Origin of the sequence: Bacillus sp. UMB0893 (genome assembly GCF_002858905.1) — a bacterium.
Lineage (GTDB): Bacteria > Bacillota > Bacilli > Bacillales > Bacillaceae > Bacillus_P.
The window spans coordinates 306,335-331,815 of record NZ_PKLB01000006.1; the positions used below are offsets into that span (position 1 = coordinate 306,335).

Here is a 25,481-nt window from a genome sequence, read left to right on the forward strand (position 1 = left end):
TTCCTCCTATTTTAAGCGCTCTTCGATTGCGCGGGCATGTGCTTCTAATCCTTCTAAACGAGCGAACGCTGCTATTTTTCCTGCAGAGTTCAGAAATGCCTTTTCACTATAAGAAATAATGCTTGATTTTTTCACAAAGTCATCGACATTCAGCGGGCTAGAAAACCGGGCGGTTCCATTCGTAGGCAGCACATGATTCGGGCCTGCAAAATAATCCCCGACCGGCTCTGAACTGTATCTGCCTAGAAAAATGGCTCCAGCATGCCGAATGCTGCTAAGTAAATCCATTGGGCTTTCTGTCAGGACCTCGAGATGCTCAGGAGCAAGCTCATTTACGGCCGAAACAGCCTTTTCCATTGTATCTGCCACATAAATGCATCCGTACTGTTCAATAGAAGGACCGGCAATTTCTTTTCTCGGAAGGTCTTCAAGCTGTTTCTCTACTGCAATTGAAACTGCTTCTGCAAGCTCCATAGATGTTGTCACAAGCACACTTGAGGCAAGGGCATCATGTTCAGCCTGGGAAAGCAAATCCGCTGCCACTTCATTTGCCTTTGCCGTTTGGTCGGCTAAAACAACAATTTCACTCGGGCCGGCAATCATATCGATATCAACATATCCAAATACTTCTCGTTTTGCGAGAGCTACATAGATATTTCCGGGTCCGATTATTTTATCGACCGGATTAATTGATTCTGTTCCGTATGCAAGAGCTGCAACGGCTTGAGCTCCCCCCGCTTTGTAGATTTCTTTTACACCAAGCTCGTTTGCCGCAACAAGCACACCTGCAGGTAAAGTTCCAGATGAATCAGGAGGCGAAATGAGGACAATCCGCTTTACACCTGCTGTCTGTGCGGGAATGACGTTCATTAAGACGGATGATGGGTATGCGGCTGTACCCCCAGGAACATAAACCCCGACTGCATCAATCGGTGTTATTTTCTGTCCAAGCATCGTTCCATCCTCTTTATAAGTGATCCACGATTCCCGTTTTTGCTTTTCATGGAAAAATCGAATGTTGTCAGCTGCTTCTTTGATGATCGAAATTAGCCCTTGATCAAGCTCTTGATACGCAGATTCAATTTCAGAAGCAGATACTCTAAGATCCGCTAAACGAACAGAATCAAATTTTTCTGTATAGGAAAAAAGAGCTTCGTCACCCTTTTGTCTGACATTCTGAATGATTTCTTTTACAGCTTCGCGCTGTGCTTCTGTGCCTGATTCAATGGAACGCTTTAAGGAAGCTTTATTTCCTGATAATCTCTCAATTCTCATTCTGTTTCTCCCTCCACAACCGCTGATAACCGGCTGACCAGCTCATCAATCTGAGCATCTTTCATTCGATAGCTGACCGGATTTACAATTAGACGGGATGTGATGCTGCAAATTCGCTCCAGTTCTACAAGCCCATTTTCTTTTAATGTCTGTCCTGTTGATACAATATCCACAATTCGATCAGCAAGCCCGATCAATGGTGCAAGTTCAATCGAACCGTTCAGCTTAATAATTTCTACCTGCTCACCTTGCTCGCGGAAATAAGAAGAAGCCACCGCCGGATACTTCGTCGCTACTTTTGGCGCAACCACATCAGATCCGTTTGCCTCCGGAAGCCCTGCAACAGCCAGGTAGCAGTCACTAATATTCAAATCCAGCACCTCATAAACATCCCGCTCTTCCTCAAGCATGACATCTTTACCGGCAATTCCGATGTCCGCTACACCATGCTCGACATAAGTCGTTACATCCATTGGCTTTGCTAAAATAAAACGCATGTTTTCATCCGGAACTTCTAAGATCAGCTTTCTTGATTCATCAAACTCAGGCGGCAGCTTGTAGCCCGCTTTTCGGAGCAGGTTGGCCGCTTCATCAAAAATTCTTCCTTTTGGCATCGCAATTGTAAGCAAATTATCCATCCTGCTCTTCCTTTCTGGAACCAATAAAATAAGCAACATCTGCATATTGTTTCGTGTAAGCATCCACATCTTTCACACCAGAGATGTCCTGCATGATCACTCTTTTTTTCTGATTGCGCAGATCGGCTGTGAATGCAAGCGCCTCAGTCCGTCTTTCCTGACTGTAAAGCACGCAATGTATGGCTGGCGTCAGCTGCTGTTCTCCTAGCGATTCAATCAGCCGGTCAAGCCTGATGCCGAAGCCTGTAGCTGCTGCCGGAGTATTGAACCTTTCAAACAGCTGGTTGTACCTTCCGCCATTTCCAAGCGGAAAACCTACATTTCCAGAGTAGACTTCAAACAGTATTCCTGTGTAATAGCTCATATGGCTGACGATATTTAAATCAAGCTTTAACGTATCCAATACACCAAAATCCTCAAGATGCGACCAAAGCTTCGCCAGTTCTCCGGCAGCCTCTTTTCCTTCTCTGCTTGAAACTAAATCTGCCGCAAGTGCCAGCTGATCCTGTCCCCCTCTAAGCTGCAGGAGCTCAAACAGTCTGCCTTTGTCAATTGAAGATAGCGGCAATGACTTCACATGCTCGCGATAACCGACATAATTTTTTTCATATAAGTATCTAATTAATACATCCGCACGTTCTTGATTCCCAAGAATCTCTTTAAATAAAGCATTTGCATAGCCTATATGACCAATTGCCACTTTAAAATCGCGAAGTCCTGCTTCTTTAAGAACAGCAATCATTAAAGCGATCATTTCTGCATCAGCACTTGTAGTAGCGTCCCCAATCAGCTCAGTGCCGATCTGCTCAAATTCCGCAGGACGCCCGCCTTCACGCTGCTGTGCACGAAAAACATTCGCATCATAAGCTAATCTAAGCGGATAATTTTCTTGATAAAACCTTGATGCAGCAACCCTTGCAATTGGCGCCGTCATGTCTGGCCTAAGGACAAGGGTATGTCCTTCCTGATCAAGCAATTTAAAAAGCTGACCATCTAAAATCGCAGATTGAACACCGACAGTATCGTAAAACTCAAGCGTTGGCGTTTCAATAAATTGATAGCCCCACTTCTCTATAGCACCCGTCATCTTCTGACGCAGCTGTTTTTTCGTTTCAAATAATAAAGGTAATGTATCTCTCATTCCGAGAGGTTTTTCAAACATGAACATCCTTTTGGCACCTCTTTCACAAAAAGTTCCGAATCCTTTAGTTCGCTAATATAGTAACATGCTACCAAAATAAAGCTACATGTGCAAGTAAAGATATCTCTTATCATTCTCTTTTTTTAACGGTTTTCCTCTATATAAAAATGTTTAAACAAACGTTTGATTATGTTTAAAACGGGTAAATAGAAAGTATTATTTCCCCCGATTCATATAGAAAACCGGCCGAATGTTTATCGGCCGGTATTTTTTTTAGCAAGGTCATTCAATTTTTTTCTAGCTTCACTTGACCATTTCATCTCGTTCCACTAAGAAAAGCGAACATTTTCTTATGCTTTCCAAAATAAGAAACCCGCAGCCTTATTATCCGAATCGCACCCCTTACGATCCGATTGAGTCAGCTTATGATCTTGGTACAGGGTTTTATGATCCAAAATGGCTGACTTATGATCCGAAAGCAAAACCCTGATCCCAGTTCTGCTCCATATAAAAAAGACACCAGCCCTATAGCTGATGTCTTTGATCTTTATACTTTTTCAAAAAAAGAATCCTGCTCATTTCGCAGCGCCATTTCTTCCTTCGTAAAAATGACTCTCATTGGATTCCCGCCTACAAAGGCTCCTGCTGGAACATCCTTATGCACGAGTGTTCCTGCTGAAACGATGGCCCCATCTCCAATTTCAACTCCGGGCAAAAGGGTAGAATTGGCACCTATCATGACTTCATCCCCTATCACAATGTCGCCCAGTCTGTATTCACGAATTAAATATTCATGCGCAAGCAGCGTTGTGTTATACCCAATAACCGTGTTCCGTCCAACTTTTATCTTTTCAGGATACATCACATCCAGCATAACCATCAGTGCAAACGATGTATGCTCACCCACCTTCAACCCGAGAAAGTTCCGATACATCCAATTTTTCAAAGAAAGAAAAGGGGTGTAACGGGCAAGCTGAATGACGATAAAGTTTCGAACAACCTTCCAGAATGGGACAGTTTTGTAGACATGCCAGAGGGAATTCGGGCCTTCAACAGGATATCTCGTCGTTTTTCGCACGATTATTCTTCTCCAAGCACATTCAGCAAATCACTCATTCGATGGAGCATGTAATCAGGCTTAAACCGTTCTAAATGCTGGATGCCTTTAATTGTCCAAGCTACTCCTGCCGTTTTTGTTCCAGCAGCTTTGCCTGAATCGATGTCATGATGATTATCTCCAACCATGATCGCTTCCTCAGGCAATGACCCGAGCTGTTTTAATGCAAGCAGGACAGGCTCCGGATGCGGCTTTGCATGCTCCACATCATCGAGAGTAACTACTGTTTCAAAGAATTGATCTAAACCTGTAAGCTTGAGACCCATATTTACCGTCTGGCGGATTTTTGTCGTAACAATCCCTAATTTGTATCCCTTTTCGTGCAGCGTTTGAACCGTTTCATAGACCGTTTCAAACTGCGTGACCAATGCATCATGCTGATCGTGATTGAATTTCCTGTAGACCGCTATCATTTCATCGACGCGCAGAGGATCCATTTTAACAAACGTTTCGTGAAGTGTCGGTCCAAGAAAAGGCAAGACATCTTCACGTCCATACTTGTTCGGATAATACAGGTTCAGCGTATGCAAAAATGATTCAATAATTAAATCATTCGTATTAATTAAAGTTCCATCCAAATCAAATAATACTGTGTTAATTTTCATAAGTTGCTTCCTTTCTGGCTGTATGTTCAAATCGGTTCCAAATGGCGGCAACTGCCATTGTTAACACAACAGCTGCTACAATCCTGATCAGCAGCAGCGGCAGAACCGGAATGCCCAGCGGCACGAAGATCAGTGTATCTTCAACAACGGCATGACAGGATACTAGAAAAATAAAAGCAAGCGTCAAATCCTTATAGCTGACTCCATCCTCTTCCACCGCTTGAATCATCACACCAGCTCCGTAGGCCAAGCCGATCGTTAAGCCGGCAACCATCGTCATTGATGTGTTTTCTTTCATCCCAAGCATTCTTGTAACAGGTGCCATCCAGCGAGAAAAAACAAGTAAAAAGCCTTTATCTTTCAGCACCTGAATAATAATCATGAGTGGAATAACGATTAAGGCAAGCTGAACAATTCCGAGTCCAGCTTTCGTAATGGCGCTTAAACCAATTTCAAAAGCGCCTTCAGGCACAGAGCTGTCCTGAGGGATAAATCCATACTGAGCCATCTCCTGGCCGCCCTGCCAGAAAAGATTAATCATGATGGCTGAACCAACCGCGAGTCCGATCCGAACAGCGAGAATAATCCAAAGTTTCATTCCAACTTTAGCTGCAACTGTTGATTCAATTATCAAGTTATGTGAAAAAGAGAGCATCACTGCTAATATAAAAACTTCCTTTACAGATAAATCTAACGTTAAAATTGCTGCAATGCCAGCATACAAATTCAGCATATTTCCGAGCACGAGCGGGATGGCCGCTTCTCCTGATAAGCCGAAAATCCCCATCACCGGCTGAATTAATTTTATCAGCCATGGCAGCACAGGTGTGTGCTGAAGCAAGCTGACAATCAGTGTAACCGGAAAGATAACTTTTCCAAGTGTCCATGTCGTCTGTAACCCTGCCTGAAGTCCTTTTCTTACACTATTAATCAGTAACATCCCCTTACTTAGCTGATTCTAAGTATCTTTCTTTTGAATACCCTTTGACTCTTCTGTAAATTAATACAGCTATCGCCACTGCAATTAATACGAGTGAGATCACCTGTGCTATTCTTAGAGATTCTGTTAGCATCAGGCTATCTGTCCGCATCCCTTCAATGAAAAATCGTCCGATTGAGTACCAGATAATATAGGTAAGGAATAGTTCGCCTCTTCGAAGGTTTGCTTTTCTGAGGAGCAAAAGACCCACAAAGCCAACAAGACTCCATAGAGATTCATATAAAAACGTCGGATGATAATAAGTACCGTTAATATACATTTGATTAATAATAAACTCAGGCAAAAATAATCCTTCTAAAAATTCTCGGGTCACTTCTCCGCCGTGTGCTTCTTGATTAATAAAGTTTCCCCAGCGTCCGATTGCCTGCCCTAAAATGATGCTTGGTGCACCGATGTCAGCAAGTTTCCAAAACGAAATGCCTTTTATTTTAGCGAAAATATAGCCTGTAACAAACGCACCTAAGAGTCCTCCATGTATCGCCAAACCGCCGTTCCAAATTTTTACGATGTCCCCAGGATTTTGAGAGTAATAATCCCATTGGAAAATAACGTAGTAAATCCGTGCACAAATTATTGCGATTGGAATGGCAAACAGCACTAAATCCACAAACGTATCTTTATGAAATCCTCTTCGCTCACTTTCACGGACGGCAAGCCATAGGCCAAGCAGTGCCCCAATCCCGATGATCAGCCCATACCAATGAACCTGTATTGGTCCGAGCTCCAAAAAGACCGGATCGATTGGCGTTAAATTCTCCTCCATTGTATCTGCTCCCCCTTATAAATATTATGCATCGTCATGTTCGGTATCTGTTATAACGTCTGTTAATTTATTCGTAAATTGCTCTGCTGCATTCAGTCCCATGCGTTTCAGTCTGAAATTCATGGCAGCTACTTCGATAATAACGGCTAAGTTACGGCCTGGGCGAACAGGAACTGTTAATTTAGGAACTTCTGTATCAATGATTTTCATTTTCTCTTCATCAAGTCCAAGTCTGTCGTATTGCTTTTTTGCATCCCAAATCTCAAGATCAATAATCAGTGTGATTCGTTTAAAGCTGCGCACTGCACCTGCACCAAACAGCGTCATGACATTAATAATGCCAAGACCGCGAATTTCCAGAAGATGCTCGATTAAATCAGGCGCATTCCCTACCAATGTGTCCTGATCCTCTTGGCGAATCTCAACACAGTCATCCGCTACTAAACGATGCCCGCGCTTCACAAGCTCAAGAGCTGTTTCACTTTTACCGACTCCGCTCTTCCCGACAATCAAAACGCCTACCCCATATACATCAACTAAAACACCGTGAACAGCAGTAGTTGGCGCAAGCTTGCCTTCCAGGAAGTTTGTTAAGTGACTTGATAAACGGGTCGTCTTAAGCGGAGATCGCAGCACAGGAACGGCATTTTCTTCAGATGCATCAATCAATTCCTGCGGTATCTCCATTTCTCTTGAAACAATAATAGCCGGTGTTGAATCTGTACACAGCTGCTCCATCCGGAATTCCTTTTCCTCTTCAGTCAGCTTTTGAAAAAACGTCAGCTCCGTTTTACCGAGTATTTGCACGCGCTCTTTCGGGTAATATGTAAAAAAACCAGCCATTTCGAGCCCTGGCCGAGACAAATCGCTCGTTGTAATTGGACGATTGATTCCTTCCTCGCCGCTAATTAACTCTAAATGGAATTTTTCAATTAAATCTTTTGTGCGAACTTTCGCCATCTTCCTGCTCCTCCTTTTCTCTTCAAGGGGTACGATTAAAATCCTCTCTTATTTTAGCACTTTTACCTATTAAACGGAAACGCGGAATTCAGAGCAGAACCCCGGTGATTCTACTTTCTCTATTAATTTTTAAAAAGATCGGATATTCACCGCTACTCTATCGCGCTTTCAACAATATATTAGTTTGTAAAGACTTTTTACTAGGAGGATTAACAGTGAAAATTGCAGTAGATGCAGGTCATGGTTATACAACATCAGGGAAAAGAACGGCAGACGGAATGAGAGAATATGAATTCAACCGGGCGGTGGCAAATGAAATGCAGCAGCTGTTAGGCGGCTATGAAAATGTTTCAGTTGTTTTCACTCATTCTGACACTCGGGACGTTCCGCTAAATGAACGCACAAATAAAGCTAATGCAGGAAAAGCAGATGTATTTATCTCGATTCATGCGAATGCTTTTGGAAACGGATCGACATGGAATAGCACCAAAGGTATTGAAACGTATGTTCATGACTCTAAACCGCAGGAATCTTTTGCACTGGCAGAAGCGGTTCAGAAGGAGCTGATTGAAAAAACAAAAAGAGCTGACAGAGGTGTTAAGCTCGCCAACTTCCATGTCCTTCGCGAAACGAAAATGCCGGCCATTTTAATAGAGTGCGGCTTTATGACAAATCAAGAAGAAGCACAAGCACTGAAATCTGCTTCATATCGTAAAACGTGTGCAGAAGCGATCACTGAAGCTCTTGCAACATTTTATAAGCTGAAGAAAAAACAGGCTCCTCCGCCAAACTCACCATCGGGAAAAATGTACAAAGTACAAGTCGGTGCTTTTACTGAAAAACAGAATGCAACAGCACTTGCCAATGAACTGAAAAACAAAGGATACAGCGTCAATGTTTTGTATGAATAAAAGAGCAGGGACGGCGCGTTACATTCGCTGTCTCTACTCTTTTATTTTTAAGAGAAACCTTTCTTTTGGAAGCTGCTTCTTTGAACGAAATTTATTCAGGTAAGGCGAATAAGTATCTACCTGTATTTCATTTTGATCCGGTTTGAAAAAGAGCAGCCGCATAAAGCCATTTCCCCCGCTTTTTTCAGCCTGATAATTCGCCAGCAGCTGGAATACTCTTTGTTGGGAGGAAATTTTGGTTTCTAAATATCCCGTTCCATAATAATGTCCGGATAATATCAGTTTTACGTTTTCATTTTTGAGAACAACATTATTGAATATCTCCTCTCCTGCTTCGCTTCTTACATTTTTGAAGGTTAAATAATCATGAAAAGCAAGGATCGCCCTATGATTACTATATTCATCCAGTACTTTATTCAGCCAATTCATGGCGCTGCGGTTCAAATCCCATCCCATATAGATCATAATGTATGGCTGATTATGAATAGTAAGAAGATCATAGTGGCCGCGATTATTTTCAAAGGATCCCCCGTAAAAAGGCTGCCGAATAAAGCGATGATACCCAAAATGATCTGTAAATGATTTATAAGGCTGATCAGAATGTAATAAATCATGATTCCCAGCAAGAACCCCATATGGAATTCTCGTCATATCCAGCATTTTCAGGATTTGATCGGTTCTCTCCCATTGCACATCATCTGTTGAATGATCAACAAGATCCCCCGTGTGGAAAACATACTTAATATTGTATTTCTCTCTATTTTCAATAATCCATTGAATTTGTTTAATCATAATTTCAGGATACATTTTCGCGTAATATTGCGTATCAGATAGCCACACAACCGTCGCATCGCCTTTCTCAAAAGGAAACTTTGCATAAACAGGAGATGCAAATAAACTAAACAGAAGCAACACTTGAACAGCGGCAAGAACTGTTTTTTTCATAACCTTCACCCATTTTTATCTTGCCCATCTGCTGGAGGCTTATGTTTCCGATTTACTTTTACCGCCATTAGTCTATACTAGAAGTGGAAATTTAATAAATGCGCAAAATTTTATACCCTCTCAATTATTGAAAAAGGAGACTTACATATGCTGAAAGATTTTAAAAAGTTCGCGATTAAGGGGAATGTCATTGATCTTGCTGTCGGGGTCATTATTGGAGCTGCGTTTGGAAAAATCGTCACGTCTCTTGTCAATGATATCGTTATGCCAGTAATAGGCATCCTTTTAGGAGGGGTTAATTTTACAACGCTCGAATATCATTTTGGCAAAGCCATCGTAAAATACGGCGTCTTTCTGCAGACGATTCTTGATTTCTTTATTATTGCTTTTTCCGTCTTTCTCTTTATCCGCTTTTTTGAACGATTTAAAAGAAAAGACGAGCAAAAGCCTTTACCAACTTTAACAAATGAGGAAAAACTGCTGGCTGAAATACGTGATTTACTAAAAAAAGATGTACAGCATGAAAAGGAATTTTAAAAAGCTATACTTGAACCAAAATTATTAAACAGCACTTAAAAACGGCGGGATCAAAATCCCGCCGTTTTTCTATTTCTTTTTACTTTCGCGCAAAGGTTCTACTACGCCTTTTTGAATCAGCAAGTGAAGCAGCGAGATGACAATCGATGCCAGGACGGCTGTTCCAAATCCATCAATATTGAAGGAATCCCCCATAATAGCCTGTGCAATCATAAGTGTAATAGCATTTATGACAAACAGGAAAAGACCAAGTGTTAAAACTGTAACAGGCAGTGTCAATAAGATTAAAAATGGTTTTACTAATACATTTAATACAGAAATTAGCAAGCTGGCAATGATGGCAGCACCTACTCCGCTAATATGAAACGATTCAAAGTACCCTGATACGACAATTAATATGAGGGCATTCACCAAAATACTGATGGCCCATCTAATCATGCTTAATGACATCTCCCTCATTTGGAACCACAAAGGTCATGATCAGGTAGATAAGGCCAAATGGGAAAAATGCGGTTGTTAACAATAAAATGACAAAAAGAATTCTCAGCAATGTCACATCGATTTGAATGTAGTCAGACAGTCCTCCAAGAACACCGCCAAGCATTTTTTTCGACTTGGACCGATACAGCTTTTTTTTCATATAAGATTACCTCTCTTTACCTTTTAGTAAGATCGAACCTGTTTTCGAATCTGCAAACACAGACATGGTTTGATCGCTTGCTGCTCTTGATTTCACGCGTAATTCCTTCTGAATCGTTTCGTTCTTTTCATAAAGAACCTCCAGATCCGTCAGATCAGCGGATAATGTTCCTAAGTTTGATTTTAGTTCACCATTAATTTTTGCGTTTTCTGGAACGTAAATGTCAACGTTTCCTGTGGCTGTTTTTGCATATAGGGTATGGCACGTTTCATCGTCAAGCTTAACGACAATATTGCCATTAAAGCTTTGCACATCCATTCTCGCGCTCTTTCCATTAATGTGGATGAGTCCATTGATTGTCTCTGCTTCCGTGTGCTCTGAATCTATGTTCGTAAGACGGATCTGCCCGTTTGCTGTCTCCGCTTCAATTTTTTCCGACTTGAAAGACAGAACTGATATCACACCGTTTGCCGTTTTCGCATTAAAATCCCTTACTTTTAAATGTTCCCCTCTGATTGGACCGTTAAACAGCTTAATTTTAATAAGCTCATACTGGTTTTCAGGGACATAGATAGTCATGTTCACTTTAATTGTCTTCTTTTCAGTAAAAAAACGAAATTTAGTGCCGTCTAATGAACAATCCACACTTTGCATAAACATTTCTCTAGCACGTTCCTGGTCTTCTGCACGGTAAATTTTCGCTTCACATTCCACCCGAACATCATTTTGTGTCCACGATTGAAGGTTTACACTGCCGCTAACCATCTGAATATCAAGATCACGCACTTCTGCATCCTTGAACTGATAGATGTGCTGAACATTAAGGGAGCTGCCAAAATTCAAATCAAGATCGAGCTCTTTCACTTTTTTTACCGCTGAATCGAGATCTAGCTCTTTGACTTTTTTTACTGCCGTATCGATAAAACCAACAAGCTTTACAGAAAGCGAAGATTGCGGAGACTTTTCTTTTTCAACAAAAGGATCCTTTGAAAATACTTCTGTAGACAAAGCGGTTTTCATTGAGTCCTCTTTATGTTTATATTCTTCTTCCAGCTTTTCAATGAGTGTCAATGCCTCTTCTGCAGATAGTTTTCCTTGCTCAACAAGATTTAAAATGCGTTTAGTCTGTTCTTTCACTTTTTCCATCTCCCTTTTCCCTTTATGTAGTGACTTTTCTAAAGCGTCGGTGCTTTACAATCATATTTATCGGATGTGAATGGGTCTGATTACGAATAACCGCTTTGCAAACACATCCATTAATAGAAAAGCTTTGAGCAGATACCCAAAGCTTTTTCTCAGTTAAACAGTTTTTAGTATTTTTATGCCCATCACGATATTATAAATAAACGCAACAAGGTTTACGATTCCGACAAGAATAAACCCAAAAATCACAATCCCGAACGCGAAGGCTTCAGGAGAACTGAACATACCGGCAAACAGAAACAGAAAGAATGGGGCGATAATTGTAACAACTGGAATGATATGTGACAGCAGTGATTTTTTTGCATGCCGTTTTACTTCATGCTCATCTGCAATAAAGTAGACGATGATCGGAAACAAAAACGGTGCGAAAAAAATGCTGAAATAACATAGGGATGATAGCAATTTATTAGTTTGCAATTTCACTCAGCTCCTTATAATAAGTATACGATTGATGAAGGGAGAAGTTTCATTAAATTTATATTTAAGATAAAACGGAAGACCTGGAATTGTATTTTCACTGAGGATAGGCTGAAACTAGTCAATACCAATGAAAAAGACCCTTAAAAAGATTTTAAGGGCCATTTCTTTATGCTTTAGCAACTGCTTCTTTTTCCTTTATCGCCTTTTTCATCCGGTCACGATCTCTTATTAGGATTGGGCTCAAATACTTTCCGGTATAAGATCCGTCAACTTTGGCTACTTGTTCAGGAGTTCCTGTAGCAACGATTTGTCCGCCATGATCTCCGCCTTCTGGACCAAGGTCGATTAGATAATCTGCTGCCTTAATCACATCAAGGTTATGTTCAATGACTAAAACAGTATCTCCATTTTCAACCAGACGCTGAAGCACTTTAAGAAGCCTGGCAATATCATCAACATGCAATCCTGTAGTTGGTTCATCGAGAATATACAGGGAACGGCCTGTTGAACGGCGATGCAGCTCAGAAGCGAGCTTCACGCGCTGAGCTTCTCCTCCTGATAGTGTCGTTGCAGGCTGGCCAAGCGTTATATAGCCGAGACCTACATCATGAATGGTTTGCAGTTTCCGCTTTATCTTAGGGATATTTTCAAAGAATGAAACAGCATCTTCAACCGTCATTTCTAAAATGTCTGCAATATTCTTATTTTTGTATTTCACTTCAAGTGTTTCCCGATTGTATCGTTTGCCGTGGCAAACCTCACATGGCACATACACATCAGGCAGAAAATGCATTTCAATTTTAATGATGCCATCACCTCGGCATGCTTCACAGCGTCCGCCTTTTACATTAAAGCTGAACCGGCCTTTCTTATAGCCGCGCACCTTTGCTTCATTTGTCGTTGCAAACACGTCACGAACATCATCGAATACACCTGTATAAGTAGCAGGATTTGAACGGGGTGTCCGTCCAATCGGCGACTGATCAATATCAATGACCTTATCAAGTTCTTCGATTCCTTTAATCTCTTTATGCTCGCCTGGTTTTGTTTTAGCTTTGTTCAATTTCTGAGCGAGAGATTTATGAAGGATCTCATTTACAAGCGTGCTCTTTCCGGATCCGGATACACCTGTGACAGCCACAAATGTACCCAGAGGGAATTTAGTTGACACGTTTTTCAGGTTATTCTCGGTTGCACCTTTGATTTCAATATAACGGCCATCTGGCTTGCGGCGTTCAACCGGCAGCGGAATGAATTTTTTGCCTGATAGATATTGACCAGTGAGTGAATTGTTATCATTCATCACATATTCAGGTGTACCTTCAGAAATGATTTGTCCGCCGTGCACACCTGCACCGGGACCAATATCAATCAAATAATCAGCGGCTAGCATGGTGTCTTCATCATGTTCAACTACAATCAGCGTATTACCGATATCTCTCATACTTTGAAGCGTTTGGATGAGCCGGTCATTGTCACGCTGGTGAAGTCCGATTGAAGGTTCGTCTAATATATAAAGAACTCCGGTCAGTCTTGAACCGATTTGAGTAGCAAGCCTGATTCGCTGAGCCTCCCCCCCGGACAAGGTTCCTGCTGCCCTGCTTAAAGACAGGTAATCCAATCCGACATTATTCAAAAAGCCAAGACGCTCATTTAGTTCTCTCAAAATCAGTTTTGAGATCTGCATCTCTTTTTCCGTCAGGTTCACCGATTGAAAGAAATCAACAGCTTCATGGACAGATAAAGAAGTCACGTTTCCAATATGATTTCCATCCACAAGCACCGACAGGCTTTCCTTTTTCAATCGATGTCCTTTGCACTTCGGACATGCTTGCTGAGCCATGTATTTTTCCATCTGTTCACGAATATAATCTGAGCTCGTTTCTTTAAAACGGCGTTCAACATTTCGTATCACACCTTCAAAAATAATATAGTTTTCACGCACTTGTCCGAAATCATTTTGATAACGGAAATAAATTTCGTCTTCGCCGCTACCATATAGAATTTTATCCAGCAGATGGGATGGGATATCTTTGACTGGAACTTCCATCGGAATACCATAATGATTGCACACAGCTTCCAGAAGCTGAGGATAATATTGTGAGCTTGTCGGTTCCCAAGGTGCTAATGCACCCTCCTTCAAACTTAAATCTTTATTTGGCAGAACGAGATCAAGATCAACTTCAAGCTTTGTTCCGAGCCCATCACACTCATTGCAGGCACCAAACGGACTATTAAAGGAGAACATTCTAGGTTCAAGCTCGCCAATAGAAAAGCCGCATAGAGGACAGGCATGATGTTCACTGAATAAAAGTTCTTCTTCTCCAATCACATCGATCATAACTCTGCCTTCACCAAGAGTCAGTGCCGCTTCTAGCGAGTCTGCAAGACGTGCAGCGATTCCCTCTTTTATCACGATACGGTCAATGACAACTTCGATCGAATGCTTTTTGTTCTTCTCAAGTGGGATATCGTCACCGATTTCCATCATTTCTCCGTTTACCCGAACCCTTACATACCCTTGCTTTTTAATATCATCAAATACTTTGACATGAGTTCCTTTTCGGCCAGAGACAATCGGCGCAAGCACTTGAAGCTTTGTCCGTTCAGGATATTCGAGTATCCGATCGACCATTTGCTCAATTGTCTGAGAAGATATTTCAATGCCGTGATTCGGGCAAGTCGGTCTTCCAATTCGAGCAAACAGGAGTCTTAGGTAGTCATATATTTCTGTAACTGTACCGACAGTTGATCGCGGGTTGCGGCTTGTTGTTTTCTGATCAATTGAAATGGCTGGAGATAGCCCTTCAATCGAATCGACATCAGGCTTATCCATTTGGCCTAAGAACTGACGGGCATAGGCAGATAAAGATTCTACATATCGGCGCTGGCCTTCCGCATAAATCGTATCAAAGGCAAGAGACGATTTGCCCGAACCGGATAAGCCTGTCAATACGACAAGCTTATCGCGCGGGATGGTGATGTCTATATTTTTTAAATTGTGAGCACGAGCACCTTTCACAATAATTTTGTCAATTGCCATCTACTTTCATCCTTCCGCTTTTAGCTCTAAAATCAGATCACGCAATTCAGCCGCACGCTCGAAATTCAAGCCTTTTGCAGCCTCTTTCATTTCTGATTCCATTTGCTGGATTACCTTTTCGCGTTCTTTCTTCGTCAATTTGCCGAGCTTTGGAATTTGATTATCGTACTCTTCTCCATCTTCAGCTGCAATTGTTGCACGAATTGCCTCGCGAATTTGTTTCTGTATCGTTTTCGGTTCAATCCCATGCTTTTTATTGAAAGCCTCCTGTATTTCCCGGCGGCGCTTTGTTTCATTTAAGGCAATTTCCATTGATTTTGTCATTTTGTCAGCATACATAATAACGTGACCATTCGAGTTGCGGGCTGCACGTCCGATTGTTTGAATAAGAGACCTTTCCGACCTTAAGAATCCTTCTTTGTCTGCATCCAGAATGGCGACTAAGGAAACTTCAGGAATATCCAGCCCCTCCCTGAGCAAGTTGATTCCGACCAGAACATCGTATTTCCCAAGCCTCAGCTCACGGATGATTTCGATCCGCTCAAGCGTTTTAATTTCAGAATGCAAATAGTTGACTTTAATTCCAATATCCTTAAGATAATCCGTTAAATCCTCGGACATTTTTTTCGTTAATGTCGTAATAAGAACACGTTCATTACGTTCTGTCCTTGCTTGAATTTCTCCAATCAGATCATCAATCTGACCTTGAATCGGTCTGACATCAATGGTCGGATCAAGCAGCCCGGTTGGACGAATGATCTGCTGAACCGTTTCAGGGGTATGCTCAAGCTCGTATGGCCCTGGAGTCGCCGATACAAACAGAATGTTATTAATGTGCTTTTCAAACTCGTCAAATTGAAGCGGACGATTATCTTTTGCTGATGGCAAACGGAACCCATGATCAACGAGAACCTGTTTCCTTGCCTGGTCACCGTTAAACATCCCTCTGATCTGAGGAATTGTAACGTGTGACTCATCCACTACAATCATGAAATCTTCAGGAAAGAAGTCAAGCAGCGTATAAGGAGTCGACCCTGCAGGACGCAAAGTCAGGTGCCGTGAATAGTTTTCAATGCCTGAGCAGAAGCCCATTTCACGCATCATTTCCAGATCATAGCGTGTTCGCTGTTCAAGACGCTGCGCTTCTAATAGCCTGCCGTTCTCATGGAGGTCTTTTAAACGTTCTTCAAGCTCCTGCTCGATGTTTGTAATCGCAACTTTAAGCTTTTCTTCCCGGGTTACGAAATGGGACGCCGGGAAGATCGAGACGTGCTCGCGGTGTCCTTTGATTTCACCTGTTAAAGCATCAACCTCTCTGATACGGTCGATTTCATCACCAAAGAATTCAACCCGAATACACTGCTCATCTCTTGATGCAGGAAAAATCTCGACAACATCACCCCGGACTCTGAATGTACCGCGTTTAAAATCAATATCATTTCTTTCATATTGCACATCCACCAGTCTTCTGAGAAGCTGATTGCGCTCTATTTCCATGCCGGTGCGAAGAGAAACGACAAGGTCCCGGTATTCTTCAGGAGAACCTAAGCCGTATATGCATGAAACACTCGCGATAATAATGACATCCTTCCTCTCAAATAGAGAAGCAGTTGCGGAGTGTCTGAGTTTATCTATTTCATCATTGATGCTTGCATCTTTTTCAATGAAGGTATCTGTCTGTGGTACATATGCTTCAGGCTGATAATAATCATAATAGCTGACAAAGTATTCAACAGCATTATTTGGAAAAAAGTCTTTAAATTCGCTGTACAATTGTCCAGCCAGCGTTTTATTATGAGCAATAATCAGCGTTGGTTTGTTCACTTCCTGGATGACGTTTGATACGGTAAACGTCTTCCCTGTACCAGTTGCGCCAAGAAGGGTTTGATGCTTCTTCCCTTCGTTAATTCCTTGGACAAGCTTTCTTATCGCCTCAGGCTGATCACCCTCTGGCTTATAGTTTGAGACTAATTCAAAACGATCGCTCACAGGAGAACCTCCACTCATATGTAATCAATATTTCTATTTTACCATAAACAGGGGAAAAATCACTAAAAATACGAACTAAAGTTCGCATTTTCTTTCGACATTTTAATTTTGATTTTATCATTATCGCCGGAAATTTCTATTTAAATGCCTCACTCTTTATTAAATACCTTTATTGGAGAGTTGATAAACCGATGATGAGGATTCAGGCCAAAACTGATAAAAGAGTGATATACACTGATAAAAGTGCGTTTTACACTGATAAACGACTGTCGCAAATGCAGCCTGCACGAAATCATAAAAAACCTGCTCCCTAAACGGGAACAGGCTGTAAAATTAATTCGTTTTTTCTCTCCTGGTTCGCCTTGCCATTTTGGCAGCATACAGAAAACCGAAAGTAATCGATATAACATCTAAAACAATGATAATCCATGAGTCCATGTAGCCTTTCGTATATGCTGCAGCCAGCAGCGCTATCGTCAGGACAGCAGCTACGTAATGGTTATAGCAGACTCTGGCAAATAAGGTCAGGATAATAAAAGGCAGTGTTAATGCAAGAATCGCTTTTAGGATCATCGATTTAGCTCCTGACTATTTCTCTGAAGCAGAATAGCTTTGATAATCGTTTTCCTGCAGCAGATCAATCAGTTCAATCTCTTTATGATTTTCTTTGAAATGCCTGAAGGTAAAATCATTTTCAAAGAGTACTGCGTATTGATCATTGCGGTCACGTACAAGCAGGCTTCTTGAATCAAAGAAGCGTTTTTCGAATTTTTCGTTGCCGATCCATCTTGGGATGCGGTCGCCCATCGGAACAAATTCGATTTCAACGTTGTATTCGGCTCTCATTCGATATTCAAACACTTCATATTGAAGCTGGCCAACTGCACCTAGAATGATATCATCCGTTGTATCCTGGCGGAAAAATTGGATGGCACCTTCCTGAACAAGCTGGTCAATTCCTTTACGGAACTGTTTCGCCTTCATGACGTTTTTCACGCGGACTTTTTTGAACATTTCCGGCGGGAACTGAGGAAGCTCGTCATAATGATAGCCTTCTTTTCCAACAGTCAGCGTGTCGCCGATCTGATAGACGTTCGGATCGTAAATTCCGATAATATCGCCGGCAAATGCTTCATCAACCGTTTCTCTGTCTTTTGCCATGAACACTTGTGTTTGATTCAGCTTAAGTGTTTTATTTGTTCTGCTCAGCTGAACGCTCATGCCGCGTTCAAATTTCCCTGAGCAAACTCGAAGAAAAGCAATACGGTCACGGTGAGCCGGATTCATATTGGCTTGAATTTTAAAGATATAGCCTGAGAAATCTTCCTTCTCCGGAGAGATAAAGCCATGATTTGTTCTTCTTGGCTGAGGAGGAACCGCATGCTGCAAAAACACATCGAAAAAGGATTTGACGCCAAAGTTTGCAAGCGCACTTCCGAAGAATACAGGTGTTAGCTCTCCGCGTTTCACCCGCTCTGCATCAAACTGATTTCCCGCTTCCTGCAGAAGCTCAAGCTCATCCTTTGTTTCCAAATAGGTAGGGTGACTGCCTAGCTCACTTGCATCCACTTCATCAGCCGGAATGATTTCTTCCTGTTCATTCCCTTTAAATTGGACAACGGTATGCTGTGCACGGTCAATAATTCCGAGGAATCTTTTGCCCATGCCGATTGGCCAGTTCATTGGATAGGATTCAATTCCGAGAACTTCTTCAATCTCCGATAAAAGCTCAAGCGGATCTTTTCCTTCACGATCAAGCTTATTAATGAACGTAAAAATAGGAATTCCTCTCATGCGGCAAACTTTAAAAAGCTTGATCGTCTGAGGCTCGACGCCTTTTGTTGAATCAATGATCATGACGACACTGTCTACCGCAGTTAATGTGCGGTATGTATCTTCACTGAAGTCTTCATGTCCTGGTGTATCCAGAATATTCACGTGAAAATCATGATATGGAAAGCTCATGACACTTGATGTAACGGAGATTCCGCGTTTTTTTCAATTTCCATCCAGTCGGAAGCAGCAAATTTGCCTGACTTCTTTCCTTTTACCGTACCTGCTTCACGGATGACTTTACCGAAGTATAATAATTTCTCGGTTAACGTCGTTTTCCCCGCATCCGGATGGGAGATGATGGCGAAAGTCCGTCTTTTTGAAATTTCATTATCTATGTTCATTTACATTACCCTCACAAAGTTTACTTCGTTTGAAATATATCACATTTAGACAAATAGAACAATTTCAGCTTGTCCTTTGTCAGGGCATTATAAGTTTGTCAGTGCAGCTGTCCCGCCAGGCGCTGTAAAGAACAGCACATTTACTGCTGCCATGACGATTGCTCCAATGATAATAAATGCTGTATCTTTATTTTTCATGATTTTCACTCCTTCTTACATGATTTTTATCTATTGTATCAATAAAATATGTCCAAATTATTAACGAGTATTTTCATTTCTATTATTCGGAAACTTAAGAGTAAATTTCGTTCCGTTATTTTTTCGGCTGCTGATTTCAATTTCGCCCTGATGCAGCTGAACTAGCTGCTTTACGATTGACAAACCAAGTCCAAATTCCCCGAATTGATGACCCGTTCTCGACATATCCGCTTTATAAAAACGCTGCCAAATGGACTCAACTTCTTTCGGATCCATACCAATTCCTGTGTCTTCAATTTCAATGATTGTTTCCTTATACCCTTTTTTTCCCCGCAGCCAAACGGTCCCGCTCTCTGTAAACTGAATGCTGTTTTTAGTGATATTTATTAAAATTTGAATCAGGCGGTCATAATCGGCATAAACAGTCAGATCTTCGTTACCGTCTATCTTTAAATGAACATGTTTTTCATCAGCTTGAAAAATCAAATGTTCTTTAATGATTTCAAACACTTCAATCACTTGAATTTCTTCTTTAAAAAGCTTAACCTGATTCGAACGGATTTTCTCGTAATCAAGGTTTTCATTTACAAGCCTGATGAGCCGCTTTGCTTCCTGACTGACAAGCTGAATCCCTTTTTCCTTTTCATCCTCTTCAATCATGTTGTTTTTAAGTCCCTCAATCACTCCGCTGATCGTGGTGAGCGGTGTTCTGAGCTCGTGCGACACATCCGCCATAAATTTCCGTCTGCGGTTTTCAAGACTTTCGATTTCTTCATTTGACTGTTTTAATCGGTTCACCATGTCGTTGAAATCATTCGCAAGCTCTCCAATTTCATCAAAATTAGAAGATGGAACTGAAACATCATAGTTTCCTTCTGAAATCATGGAAGTAGCGTTGCGGATGCGCTGGATTCTTTTCACATGGACTTTTGATAATATCCAGCTTAACAAAAGTGAAACAGATAAGGAAATTAATATCGTATAAATAAGGTACCGATTGATTTCGCTGATTGATTCTCTTGAACCTTTAATTGGCGAGACTAAGAGGATTCCGCCAGATAGATTTTCATTCTCAATGTATGGCAGGGCAACTAAAGAAACTTCTTGATCAAATCGCTTAATTTCATGTTTGACAACGATTCGCTCGCCTTCCTTTAGTTTCCGCCATTCTTCTTCTGTCGGCTGAAACCTTGGAGCATTGCCCGCATATGGGTAGAAGATCATTCCTTTCTCATCAAACAGACTAAAACGGATTCCTCTCGCACTCAGAACATGCTCATATTCTCTTAATGCGCGCTCGCCGCGATTATTTTTCACATCAGTCAAAATTCTCGTTCCATATTGCTCAAGCTCTTCCACCTTGTTTTCATAGACAAAGGATTCCGCATATTTCGTTATAACAAGACTTAATATCATAAAAGCAATAATTAAGATGCTGATATGACTGAGAAACATTTGATAAATATATTTAATCCTCATTCAAATCTACCGTTTCATCGAATTTATAGCCGACTCCCCATACAGTATGGAAAAAAGGCCTAGCCTGAGAACCGAGTTTTGCACGCAATCTTTTAATATGAACATCGACGGTTCTCTCATCCCCGTAAAATTGATAGCCCCATACTCGTTCAAGCAGCTGTTCTCTCGTAAAAACCTGGCGCGGATGCTCTGCAAAGTAATAGAGAAGATCAAACTCTTTAGGCGTTAAATTATCTACTTTTTTCTGTTCTAGAAGAACTTCTCTTGTTTGCTTGCTGATGCTGAAAAATTTCGTTTCAAGGTTCCCAGTCTCTTTTTTGGGAGCATGTGAAGCAGAATGTCTGCGGGAGACGGCTTTTATCCGCGCCATTAGGGCAAGCGGGCTGAATGGCTTCGTTACATAATCATCTGCCCCCATTTCAAGGCCTAACACTTGATCTGACTCACTGTCTTTTGCCGTCAGCATAATAATCGGAACGGAGCTTTTCTCTTCTCTAATTTTCCTGCATAGGGTGACCCCGTCCATGCCAGGAAGCATCCAATCAATGATCAGCACGTCCCAATCTTCTCTTTTATAAGCATTGTACCCTTCGTTCCCATCATTTATAAAAGCGCCTTGAATGCCTTCTTTTGAAAAAAACATTTCAAGCATTGAACAGACGCTTTGATTATCTTCTATGACTAAAACCTTCATATTTACACCATCCAAAAATATGACTTTCTTTTCAAAGTAAAGTGATTTTAAAAGTTTCGCAACCATTTTCTAAATTCTTCCCTGTTTTTTAAAGGTTAAGAAATAGTTTGGACATAGTTTGTTCATTTCTATCAAATATTCTTAGAAAAGCGGAACCACCGGGTTTGCATCCGACGAGGAAGTCCTGGTCTGACTTCATGGGTGGAGCCGTTATGACCGCTTGGCGGTTGAGCTAGACAATCAATGCAAGAAATAGAATGTATTTCTAAACAAAAGGAGAAAAGAGATGAACTTTATAAAACGCGGTTTTTTAAGTGTGAAAGCACGAGCTGGAAAAACCTTGCTGCAGGTATTTATTTTTACAGTTATATGTGTGTTTGTCCTCTCGGGGCTGTCGATTCAGTCAGCTGCTGAAAAATCAAGTGTGCTCGCCCGAGAGTCACTGGGCGGCGAAGTGACCCTAAGTGTGGATATGGAAAAACTGATGGATCAGCAGCGCAGCGAAAGCACAGAGGAAGGGGCCAGAGTCCGTTTTGAGCCTGTTCCAATCCCTGAAGAATCTGCCAAAGAGCTAATCTCCTACTCACAGGTAAAAGGCTATAATTTTTTATCCTCTACATTTGGCACCGCAAGCGATTTTGAGCCAATTGAAAATGAAACAACAGAAACAGCAGAATCAGAAGAAGGAGCTCCCGGCGGCAGAATGGGCGGGGGAAATATGGCTGCAGCTGATGTTACGCTTCAGGGTGTCATGTTTACAGATTCTGCTGCGTCCTTCTTAAACAGCGAATCTACTCTAGTAGAAGGCCGTCACATGACTGATGAAGATTTAGAAAAGAAGGTAACGGTCATTGAAAAAACACTAGCCGAAGACAATAAGCTTGCAGTAGGTGATAAAGTCACTGTTCAATCAACAGCGGATGAAGAAGCTACGGTCGAGTTTGAAATAGTAGGCATTTACGAAACAACCTCTGCCGGCACAGATCTTGGCGGCAGAAACGTAACAGCTATGAATCCTTACAACCTTATGTATGTTCCTTATACCGCAGCATCCGCTTTAAAAGGGGCTGATTACGAAGGAACCATCGATCAGGCCATCTATTACATGAATGACCCAGAAAAAATTGAAAGTTTTGTAGATGAAGCAAAAGAAAACAGCTCAATAGACTTTGAATCTTTCAAATTAGATGCCAATGACCAGACCTATCAGCAAATGATCGGCCCTATTAATAACGTTGCCTCTTTTTCAAAAAATGTAGTGTATTTAGTAACCATTGCCGGTGCCGTGATTTTAGGACTCATCATTATGATGTCCATTCGTGAACGCAAATACGAGATGGGTGTGCTGCTTGCGATTGGTGAAAAGAAGTGGAAACTCGTAGGTCAATTTTTATTTGAGATCTTAATCGTTGCCGTTTTAGCTATTGGCGTTTCCTCTGTTTCCGGTCAAGCCGTGGCAAAACAATTCGGAGATCAGCTGCTGTCTCAGGAACTGACCCAAACCGAAGAAACAGCAGCAAATCCAGCTTCATTCGGCGGCGGACGCGGGATGGGGATGGGCGGACCATCTGGCATGCAGCAAACCTCTGCACAGGCTGATCCTATTGATGAGCTTCAAATTGAAGTGACAGGCAAAGATTTAGGCGTTCTTTTCGGAATAGGACTTTTGATTGCAGTGATCTCTGCATTAATTCCGGCATTATCTGTCCTGCGGCTTCAGCCAAAAACAATTTTAACGAAACAAGACTAAGGAGGAATTTCAGGTGAGCAATCTGCTGCAATTTGAAAACGTCAGCTACTGGTACCATCATGAAAATAAGAAGCACGTGATTTTAAACGATATTTCGATTGGTTTTGACAAAGGGATTTTCTATACGATTGTCGGTCCATCCGGGTCTGGAAAGACGACATTCCTTGCGCTCGCAAGCGCACTTGACGTAGCTAAAGAAGGCAGCGTCTTGTATGAAGGCAAAAATATTAAAAAGATTGGTCTTGCCAACTTCCGCAACAAATATGTATCGATTGTCTTTCAATCCTATAACCTGCTTCCATATATGACTGCTCTTCAAAATGTTACTACCGCTATGGAAATCACAGGTTCCACTCAGCCGAATAAAAAAGAGTTTGCATTGCAAATGCTTGAAAAAGTGGGGATATCCGAAAAACAAGCCGGACAAAAAGTCCTCACCTTAAGCGGAGGCCAGCAGCAGCGCGTCTCCATTGCCCGTGCACTCTCCTGCCAATCGGACTTAATTATCGCAGACGAGCCTACAGGAAACTTGGATGAAGACACAGCCAAAGACATCGTCCGTCTCTTTCAGGATCTTGCTCATAAGGAAGGGAAATGCATCATCGTAGTGACACATGATCAAAACATTGCAGCTATATCTGATGTGACGGTAAAGCTTTCTAAAGGGAGTTTTTATGTGAGTCAGAATAGAGAAGCGGTTGGGGTAAAAAGCTAAAGTTGATCCTCGCTCATTGTAGATGAGCGGGGTTTTTTTATGAAATTCCAAAACAAATTTGAGCATTTTCCTAACATGCACTTGGCTATTACGGCTTTTCTTTGATATTGAGTCCAACCTATCCGTTTCGAGTCCTTTTTTCCTGTAGAAACTAGATTTACTTTCAGATATCAAACTTTTACTTGCTGATATTCGCGTTATACTTGCGAAAAATGAAGATTAACTTTCAGATTTGGGTGTTTTACTTTCTTTTTTCCAGTTACCTCCTAATAAACAAGACCGCAGAATCCATTTCTGCGGCCTCACCAATTAATCCCTATTCAATTGAACCCGATACTTCCTCAGTCATCCCCGCAACAGATTCCAATCCACCGCCAGATAAGTACCAATAGTCAGGATCTAAATAAATGATCTTGCCATTTTTATAGGCTTTCGTATTTTTAACCAGATCATTTTCTACAACCTGCTTTGCCGAAGATTCTCCGCCGACGACGGCTCCTCTGTCAACAACAAATAAGTAATCAGGGTCTTTTTCAACAATGTATTCAAATGAAATGCTTTGTCCGTGTGTGGAAACTTCGATCTTTTCATCCGCTGCTGCAAATCCGAATTCATCGTGGATGATTCCAAAACGTGAACCTGCACCGTATGCACTCACTTTGCCGTCATTCGCTAAGATGATTAATGCTTTTCCGCCGCCTGCTGATGCTTTCTCTTTTAGCGCTTTAATAGATTCTTCTACTTTTTCAAACTCTTTTTCTGCTTCTTCTTCCTTACCAAAGATCTCGCCTAATGTTGTCACATTTCCCTTAAATGATTCCATGTATTTCGTCGTATCAACACCCATGAAAATCGTCGGAGCAATTTTGCTCAGCTCTTCATACGCATCCTGCTGTCTGCCGGAAATAATAATCAAATCAGGTTCCATTTCGTTGATTTTTTCAAAGTCCGGCTCCTTTAAACCGCCGACATTTTCATATTTTTCATCTTCATATTTTGATAGATAAGAAGGAACATTTTCTTGTGGAATTCCTGCAGCTTCAATGCCTAGTTTATCCAATGTATCAAGTGTTCCAAAATCAAAAACAACTACTTTTTCAGGATTTTTAGCCACTTTAGTTTCGCCTAATTGATGCTTAACTGTTATTTCTTCTGTTTTTTTAGAGCTTTCAGCACTTCCACTTGTTTCAGTTGCCTCTTTTGTTCCGCAAGCTGCAGCAAACACAGCTAGGATGACTGTTAATAATACTATTAAATAATTTTTTTTCATCCTCTTCACCT

General features: G+C 41.5%; 24 protein-coding genes and 1 pseudogene. 5 read left to right on the forward strand and 20 right to left on the reverse strand.

Going from position 1 to position 25,481, the window contains the following annotated elements:
* Positions 1-6: 6 nt before the first annotated feature.
* Genes hisD through CYJ36_RS15170 form a run of 3 tightly spaced genes read right to left on the reverse strand, consistent with a single transcriptional unit; the run spans position 7 to position 3,081 of the window.
* Positions 7-1,275, reverse strand: coding sequence for a histidinol dehydrogenase (hisD, locus tag CYJ36_RS15160; RefSeq protein ID WP_101568097.1), 1,269 nt, complete (start codon positions 1,273-1,275; stop codon positions 7-9).
* On the reverse strand, positions 1,272-1,913 hold the full coding sequence (gene hisG, locus CYJ36_RS15165) for an ATP phosphoribosyltransferase (RefSeq protein ID WP_101568098.1): 642 nt from the start codon (positions 1,911-1,913) through the stop codon (positions 1,272-1,274). The genes hisD and hisG overlap by 4 nt, the downstream gene beginning before the upstream one ends.
* Positions 1,906-3,081: an ATP phosphoribosyltransferase regulatory subunit gene (locus CYJ36_RS15170; protein ID WP_101568099.1), complete on the reverse strand. Its 1,176-nt coding sequence runs from the start codon at positions 3,079-3,081 to the stop codon at positions 1,906-1,908. Before CYJ36_RS15170 ends, hisG begins: the two co-directional genes overlap by 8 nt.
* A gap of 325 nt (positions 3,082-3,406) precedes the next feature.
* Between CYJ36_RS15170 and CYJ36_RS24100 the strand changes: the two genes are divergently transcribed.
* The gene (locus tag CYJ36_RS24100) at positions 3,407-3,544 is read left to right on the forward strand and encodes a hypothetical protein (RefSeq protein ID WP_219621111.1); all 138 of its coding nucleotides are present in this window, start codon (positions 3,407-3,409) and stop codon (positions 3,542-3,544) included.
* 57 nt (positions 3,545-3,601) lie between these two features.
* Here CYJ36_RS24100 and CYJ36_RS15175 read toward each other — a convergent pair whose 3' ends face one another.
* Genes CYJ36_RS15175 through hprK form a run of 5 tightly spaced genes read right to left on the reverse strand, consistent with a single transcriptional unit; the run spans position 3,602 to position 7,499 of the window.
* A complete protein-coding gene (locus CYJ36_RS15175) occupies positions 3,602-4,132 on the reverse strand; it encodes an acyltransferase (RefSeq protein WP_101568100.1) in 531 nt (176 codons plus the stop codon).
* A gap of 2 nt (positions 4,133-4,134) precedes the next feature.
* Positions 4,135-4,776, reverse strand: a complete 642-nt coding sequence (ppaX, locus tag CYJ36_RS15180) for a pyrophosphatase PpaX (protein ID WP_101568101.1) — start codon at positions 4,774-4,776, stop codon at positions 4,135-4,137.
* Positions 4,766-5,716: a nucleoside recognition domain-containing protein gene (locus CYJ36_RS15185; RefSeq protein WP_101568102.1), complete on the reverse strand. Its 951-nt coding sequence runs from the start codon at positions 5,714-5,716 to the stop codon at positions 4,766-4,768. The genes ppaX and CYJ36_RS15185 overlap by 11 nt, the downstream gene beginning before the upstream one ends.
* 4 nt (positions 5,717-5,720) lie before the next feature.
* Complete coding sequence (gene lgt / locus CYJ36_RS15190; RefSeq protein WP_101568103.1) at positions 5,721-6,539, reverse strand: prolipoprotein diacylglyceryl transferase; 819 nt, start codon at positions 6,537-6,539, stop codon at positions 5,721-5,723.
* A gap of 24 nt (positions 6,540-6,563) precedes the next feature.
* Positions 6,564-7,499: an HPr(Ser) kinase/phosphatase gene (hprK, locus tag CYJ36_RS15195; RefSeq protein ID WP_101568104.1), complete on the reverse strand. Its 936-nt coding sequence runs from the start codon at positions 7,497-7,499 to the stop codon at positions 6,564-6,566.
* Between the two features lie 215 nt (positions 7,500-7,714).
* Between hprK and CYJ36_RS15200 the strand changes: the two genes are divergently transcribed.
* Positions 7,715-8,410 carry an N-acetylmuramoyl-L-alanine amidase gene (locus tag CYJ36_RS15200; RefSeq protein ID WP_101568105.1) on the forward strand — a complete coding sequence of 232 codons (696 nt, stop codon included), beginning with the start codon at positions 7,715-7,717 and terminating at the stop codon, positions 8,408-8,410.
* Positions 8,411-8,443: 33 nt separating this feature from the next.
* Here the strand turns inward: CYJ36_RS15200 and CYJ36_RS15205 are convergent, their stop codons facing one another.
* Entirely contained in the window at positions 8,444-9,355 is a 912-nt protein-coding gene (locus tag CYJ36_RS15205) for a metallophosphoesterase (protein ID WP_101568106.1), read from the reverse strand.
* Positions 9,356-9,502: 147 nt separating this feature from the next.
* Between CYJ36_RS15205 and mscL the strand changes: the two genes are divergently transcribed.
* Complete coding sequence (gene mscL, locus CYJ36_RS15210; RefSeq protein ID WP_101568107.1) at positions 9,503-9,892, forward strand: large-conductance mechanosensitive channel protein MscL; 390 nt, start codon at positions 9,503-9,505, stop codon at positions 9,890-9,892.
* Between the two features lie 69 nt (positions 9,893-9,961).
* Here mscL and CYJ36_RS15215 read toward each other — a convergent pair whose 3' ends face one another.
* From CYJ36_RS15215 to CYJ36_RS15260, 10 genes and pseudogenes are all read right to left on the reverse strand, one after another.
* The gene (locus CYJ36_RS15215) at positions 9,962-10,330 is read right to left on the reverse strand and encodes a phage holin family protein (RefSeq protein WP_101568108.1); all 369 of its coding nucleotides are present in this window, start codon (positions 10,328-10,330) and stop codon (positions 9,962-9,964) included.
* Positions 10,323-10,532, reverse strand: coding sequence for a PspC domain-containing protein (locus CYJ36_RS15220; RefSeq protein ID WP_101568109.1), 210 nt, complete (start codon positions 10,530-10,532; stop codon positions 10,323-10,325). The genes CYJ36_RS15215 and CYJ36_RS15220 overlap by 8 nt, the downstream gene beginning before the upstream one ends.
* A gap of 6 nt (positions 10,533-10,538) precedes the next feature.
* Complete coding sequence (locus tag CYJ36_RS15225) at positions 10,539-11,669, reverse strand: DUF4097 family beta strand repeat-containing protein (protein ID WP_101568150.1); 1,131 nt, start codon at positions 11,667-11,669, stop codon at positions 10,539-10,541.
* Positions 11,670-11,831: 162 nt separating this feature from the next.
* Positions 11,832-12,152, reverse strand: a complete 321-nt coding sequence (locus CYJ36_RS15230) for a DUF4870 domain-containing protein (protein ID WP_101568110.1) — start codon at positions 12,150-12,152, stop codon at positions 11,832-11,834.
* 169 nt (positions 12,153-12,321) lie between these two features.
* A complete protein-coding gene (gene uvrA / locus CYJ36_RS15235; protein ID WP_101568111.1) occupies positions 12,322-15,198 on the reverse strand; it encodes an excinuclease ABC subunit UvrA in 2,877 nt (958 codons plus the stop codon).
* A gap of 6 nt (positions 15,199-15,204) precedes the next feature.
* Positions 15,205-17,187, reverse strand: a complete 1,983-nt coding sequence (gene uvrB / locus CYJ36_RS15240; protein ID WP_101568112.1) for an excinuclease ABC subunit UvrB — start codon at positions 17,185-17,187, stop codon at positions 15,205-15,207.
* Between the two features lie 333 nt (positions 17,188-17,520).
* Entirely contained in the window at positions 17,521-17,760 is a 240-nt protein-coding gene (locus tag CYJ36_RS15245) for a DUF2198 family protein (RefSeq protein WP_101568113.1), read from the reverse strand.
* A 15-nt stretch (positions 17,761-17,775) separates the two neighbouring features.
* A pseudogene (locus CYJ36_RS15250) lies at positions 17,776-19,364 on the reverse strand (peptide chain release factor 3).
* 258 nt (positions 19,365-19,622) lie between these two features.
* Complete coding sequence (locus tag CYJ36_RS15255; protein ID WP_101568114.1) at positions 19,623-21,041, reverse strand: HAMP domain-containing sensor histidine kinase; 1,419 nt, start codon at positions 21,039-21,041, stop codon at positions 19,623-19,625.
* Complete coding sequence (locus CYJ36_RS15260; RefSeq protein ID WP_101568151.1) at positions 21,031-21,735, reverse strand: response regulator transcription factor; 705 nt, start codon at positions 21,733-21,735, stop codon at positions 21,031-21,033. The genes CYJ36_RS15255 and CYJ36_RS15260 overlap by 11 nt, the downstream gene beginning before the upstream one ends.
* Before the next feature lie 286 nt (positions 21,736-22,021).
* Between CYJ36_RS15260 and CYJ36_RS15265 the strand changes: the two genes are divergently transcribed.
* A complete protein-coding gene (locus tag CYJ36_RS15265) occupies positions 22,022-23,485 on the forward strand; it encodes an ABC transporter permease (RefSeq protein WP_101568115.1) in 1,464 nt (487 codons plus the stop codon).
* Positions 23,486-23,498: 13 nt separating this feature from the next.
* The gene (locus tag CYJ36_RS15270; RefSeq protein ID WP_101568116.1) at positions 23,499-24,200 is read left to right on the forward strand and encodes an ABC transporter ATP-binding protein; all 702 of its coding nucleotides are present in this window, start codon (positions 23,499-23,501) and stop codon (positions 24,198-24,200) included.
* 316 nt (positions 24,201-24,516) lie between these two features.
* Here the strand turns inward: CYJ36_RS15270 and CYJ36_RS15275 are convergent, their stop codons facing one another.
* Positions 24,517-25,470: a siderophore ABC transporter substrate-binding protein gene (locus CYJ36_RS15275; RefSeq protein ID WP_101568117.1), complete on the reverse strand. Its 954-nt coding sequence runs from the start codon at positions 25,468-25,470 to the stop codon at positions 24,517-24,519.
* Positions 25,471-25,481: the final 11 nt, after the last annotated feature.

Excerpts from the sequence above, each read along its gene's own strand:
- CYJ36_RS15205 (WP_101568106.1), bottom strand. The coding sequence starts at position 9,355 with ATGAAAAAAACAGTTCTTGCCGCTGTTCAAGTGTTGCTTCTGTTTAGT.
- CYJ36_RS15265 (WP_101568115.1), top strand. The coding sequence starts at position 22,022 with ATGAACTTTATAAAACGCGGTTTTTTAAGTGTGAAAGCACGAGCTGGA.
- CYJ36_RS15275 (WP_101568117.1), bottom strand. The coding sequence starts at position 25,470 with ATGAAAAAAAATTATTTAATAGTATTATTAACAGTCATCCTAGCTGTG.
- CYJ36_RS15170 (WP_101568099.1), bottom strand. The coding sequence starts at position 3,081 with ATGTTCATGTTTGAAAAACCTCTCGGAATGAGAGATACATTACCTTTA.
- CYJ36_RS15245 (WP_101568113.1), bottom strand. The coding sequence starts at position 17,760 with ATGATCCTAAAAGCGATTCTTGCATTAACACTGCCTTTTATTATCCTG.
- CYJ36_RS15220 (WP_101568109.1), bottom strand. The coding sequence starts at position 10,532 with ATGAAAAAAAAGCTGTATCGGTCCAAGTCGAAAAAAATGCTTGGCGGT.
- hisD (WP_101568097.1), bottom strand. The coding sequence starts at position 1,275 with ATGAGAATTGAGAGATTATCAGGAAATAAAGCTTCCTTAAAGCGTTCC.
- hisG (WP_101568098.1), bottom strand. The coding sequence starts at position 1,913 with ATGGATAATTTGCTTACAATTGCGATGCCAAAAGGAAGAATTTTTGAT.
- CYJ36_RS15255 (WP_101568114.1), bottom strand. The coding sequence starts at position 21,041 with ATGAGGATTAAATATATTTATCAAATGTTTCTCAGTCATATCAGCATC.
- lgt (WP_101568103.1), bottom strand. The coding sequence starts at position 6,539 with ATGGAGGAGAATTTAACGCCAATCGATCCGGTCTTTTTGGAGCTCGGA.
- CYJ36_RS24100 (WP_219621111.1), top strand. The coding sequence starts at position 3,407 with ATGCTTTCCAAAATAAGAAACCCGCAGCCTTATTATCCGAATCGCACC.
- CYJ36_RS15215 (WP_101568108.1), bottom strand. The coding sequence starts at position 10,330 with ATGATTAGATGGGCCATCAGTATTTTGGTGAATGCCCTCATATTAATT.
- mscL (WP_101568107.1), top strand. The coding sequence starts at position 9,503 with ATGCTGAAAGATTTTAAAAAGTTCGCGATTAAGGGGAATGTCATTGAT.
- hprK (WP_101568104.1), bottom strand. The coding sequence starts at position 7,499 with ATGGCGAAAGTTCGCACAAAAGATTTAATTGAAAAATTCCATTTAGAG.
- CYJ36_RS15185 (WP_101568102.1), bottom strand. The coding sequence starts at position 5,716 with ATGTTACTGATTAATAGTGTAAGAAAAGGACTTCAGGCAGGGTTACAG.
- CYJ36_RS15260 (WP_101568151.1), bottom strand. The coding sequence starts at position 21,735 with ATGAAGGTTTTAGTCATAGAAGATAATCAAAGCGTCTGTTCAATGCTT.
- uvrA (WP_101568111.1), bottom strand. The coding sequence starts at position 15,198 with ATGGCAATTGACAAAATTATTGTGAAAGGTGCTCGTGCTCACAATTTA.
- ppaX (WP_101568101.1), bottom strand. The coding sequence starts at position 4,776 with ATGAAAATTAACACAGTATTATTTGATTTGGATGGAACTTTAATTAAT.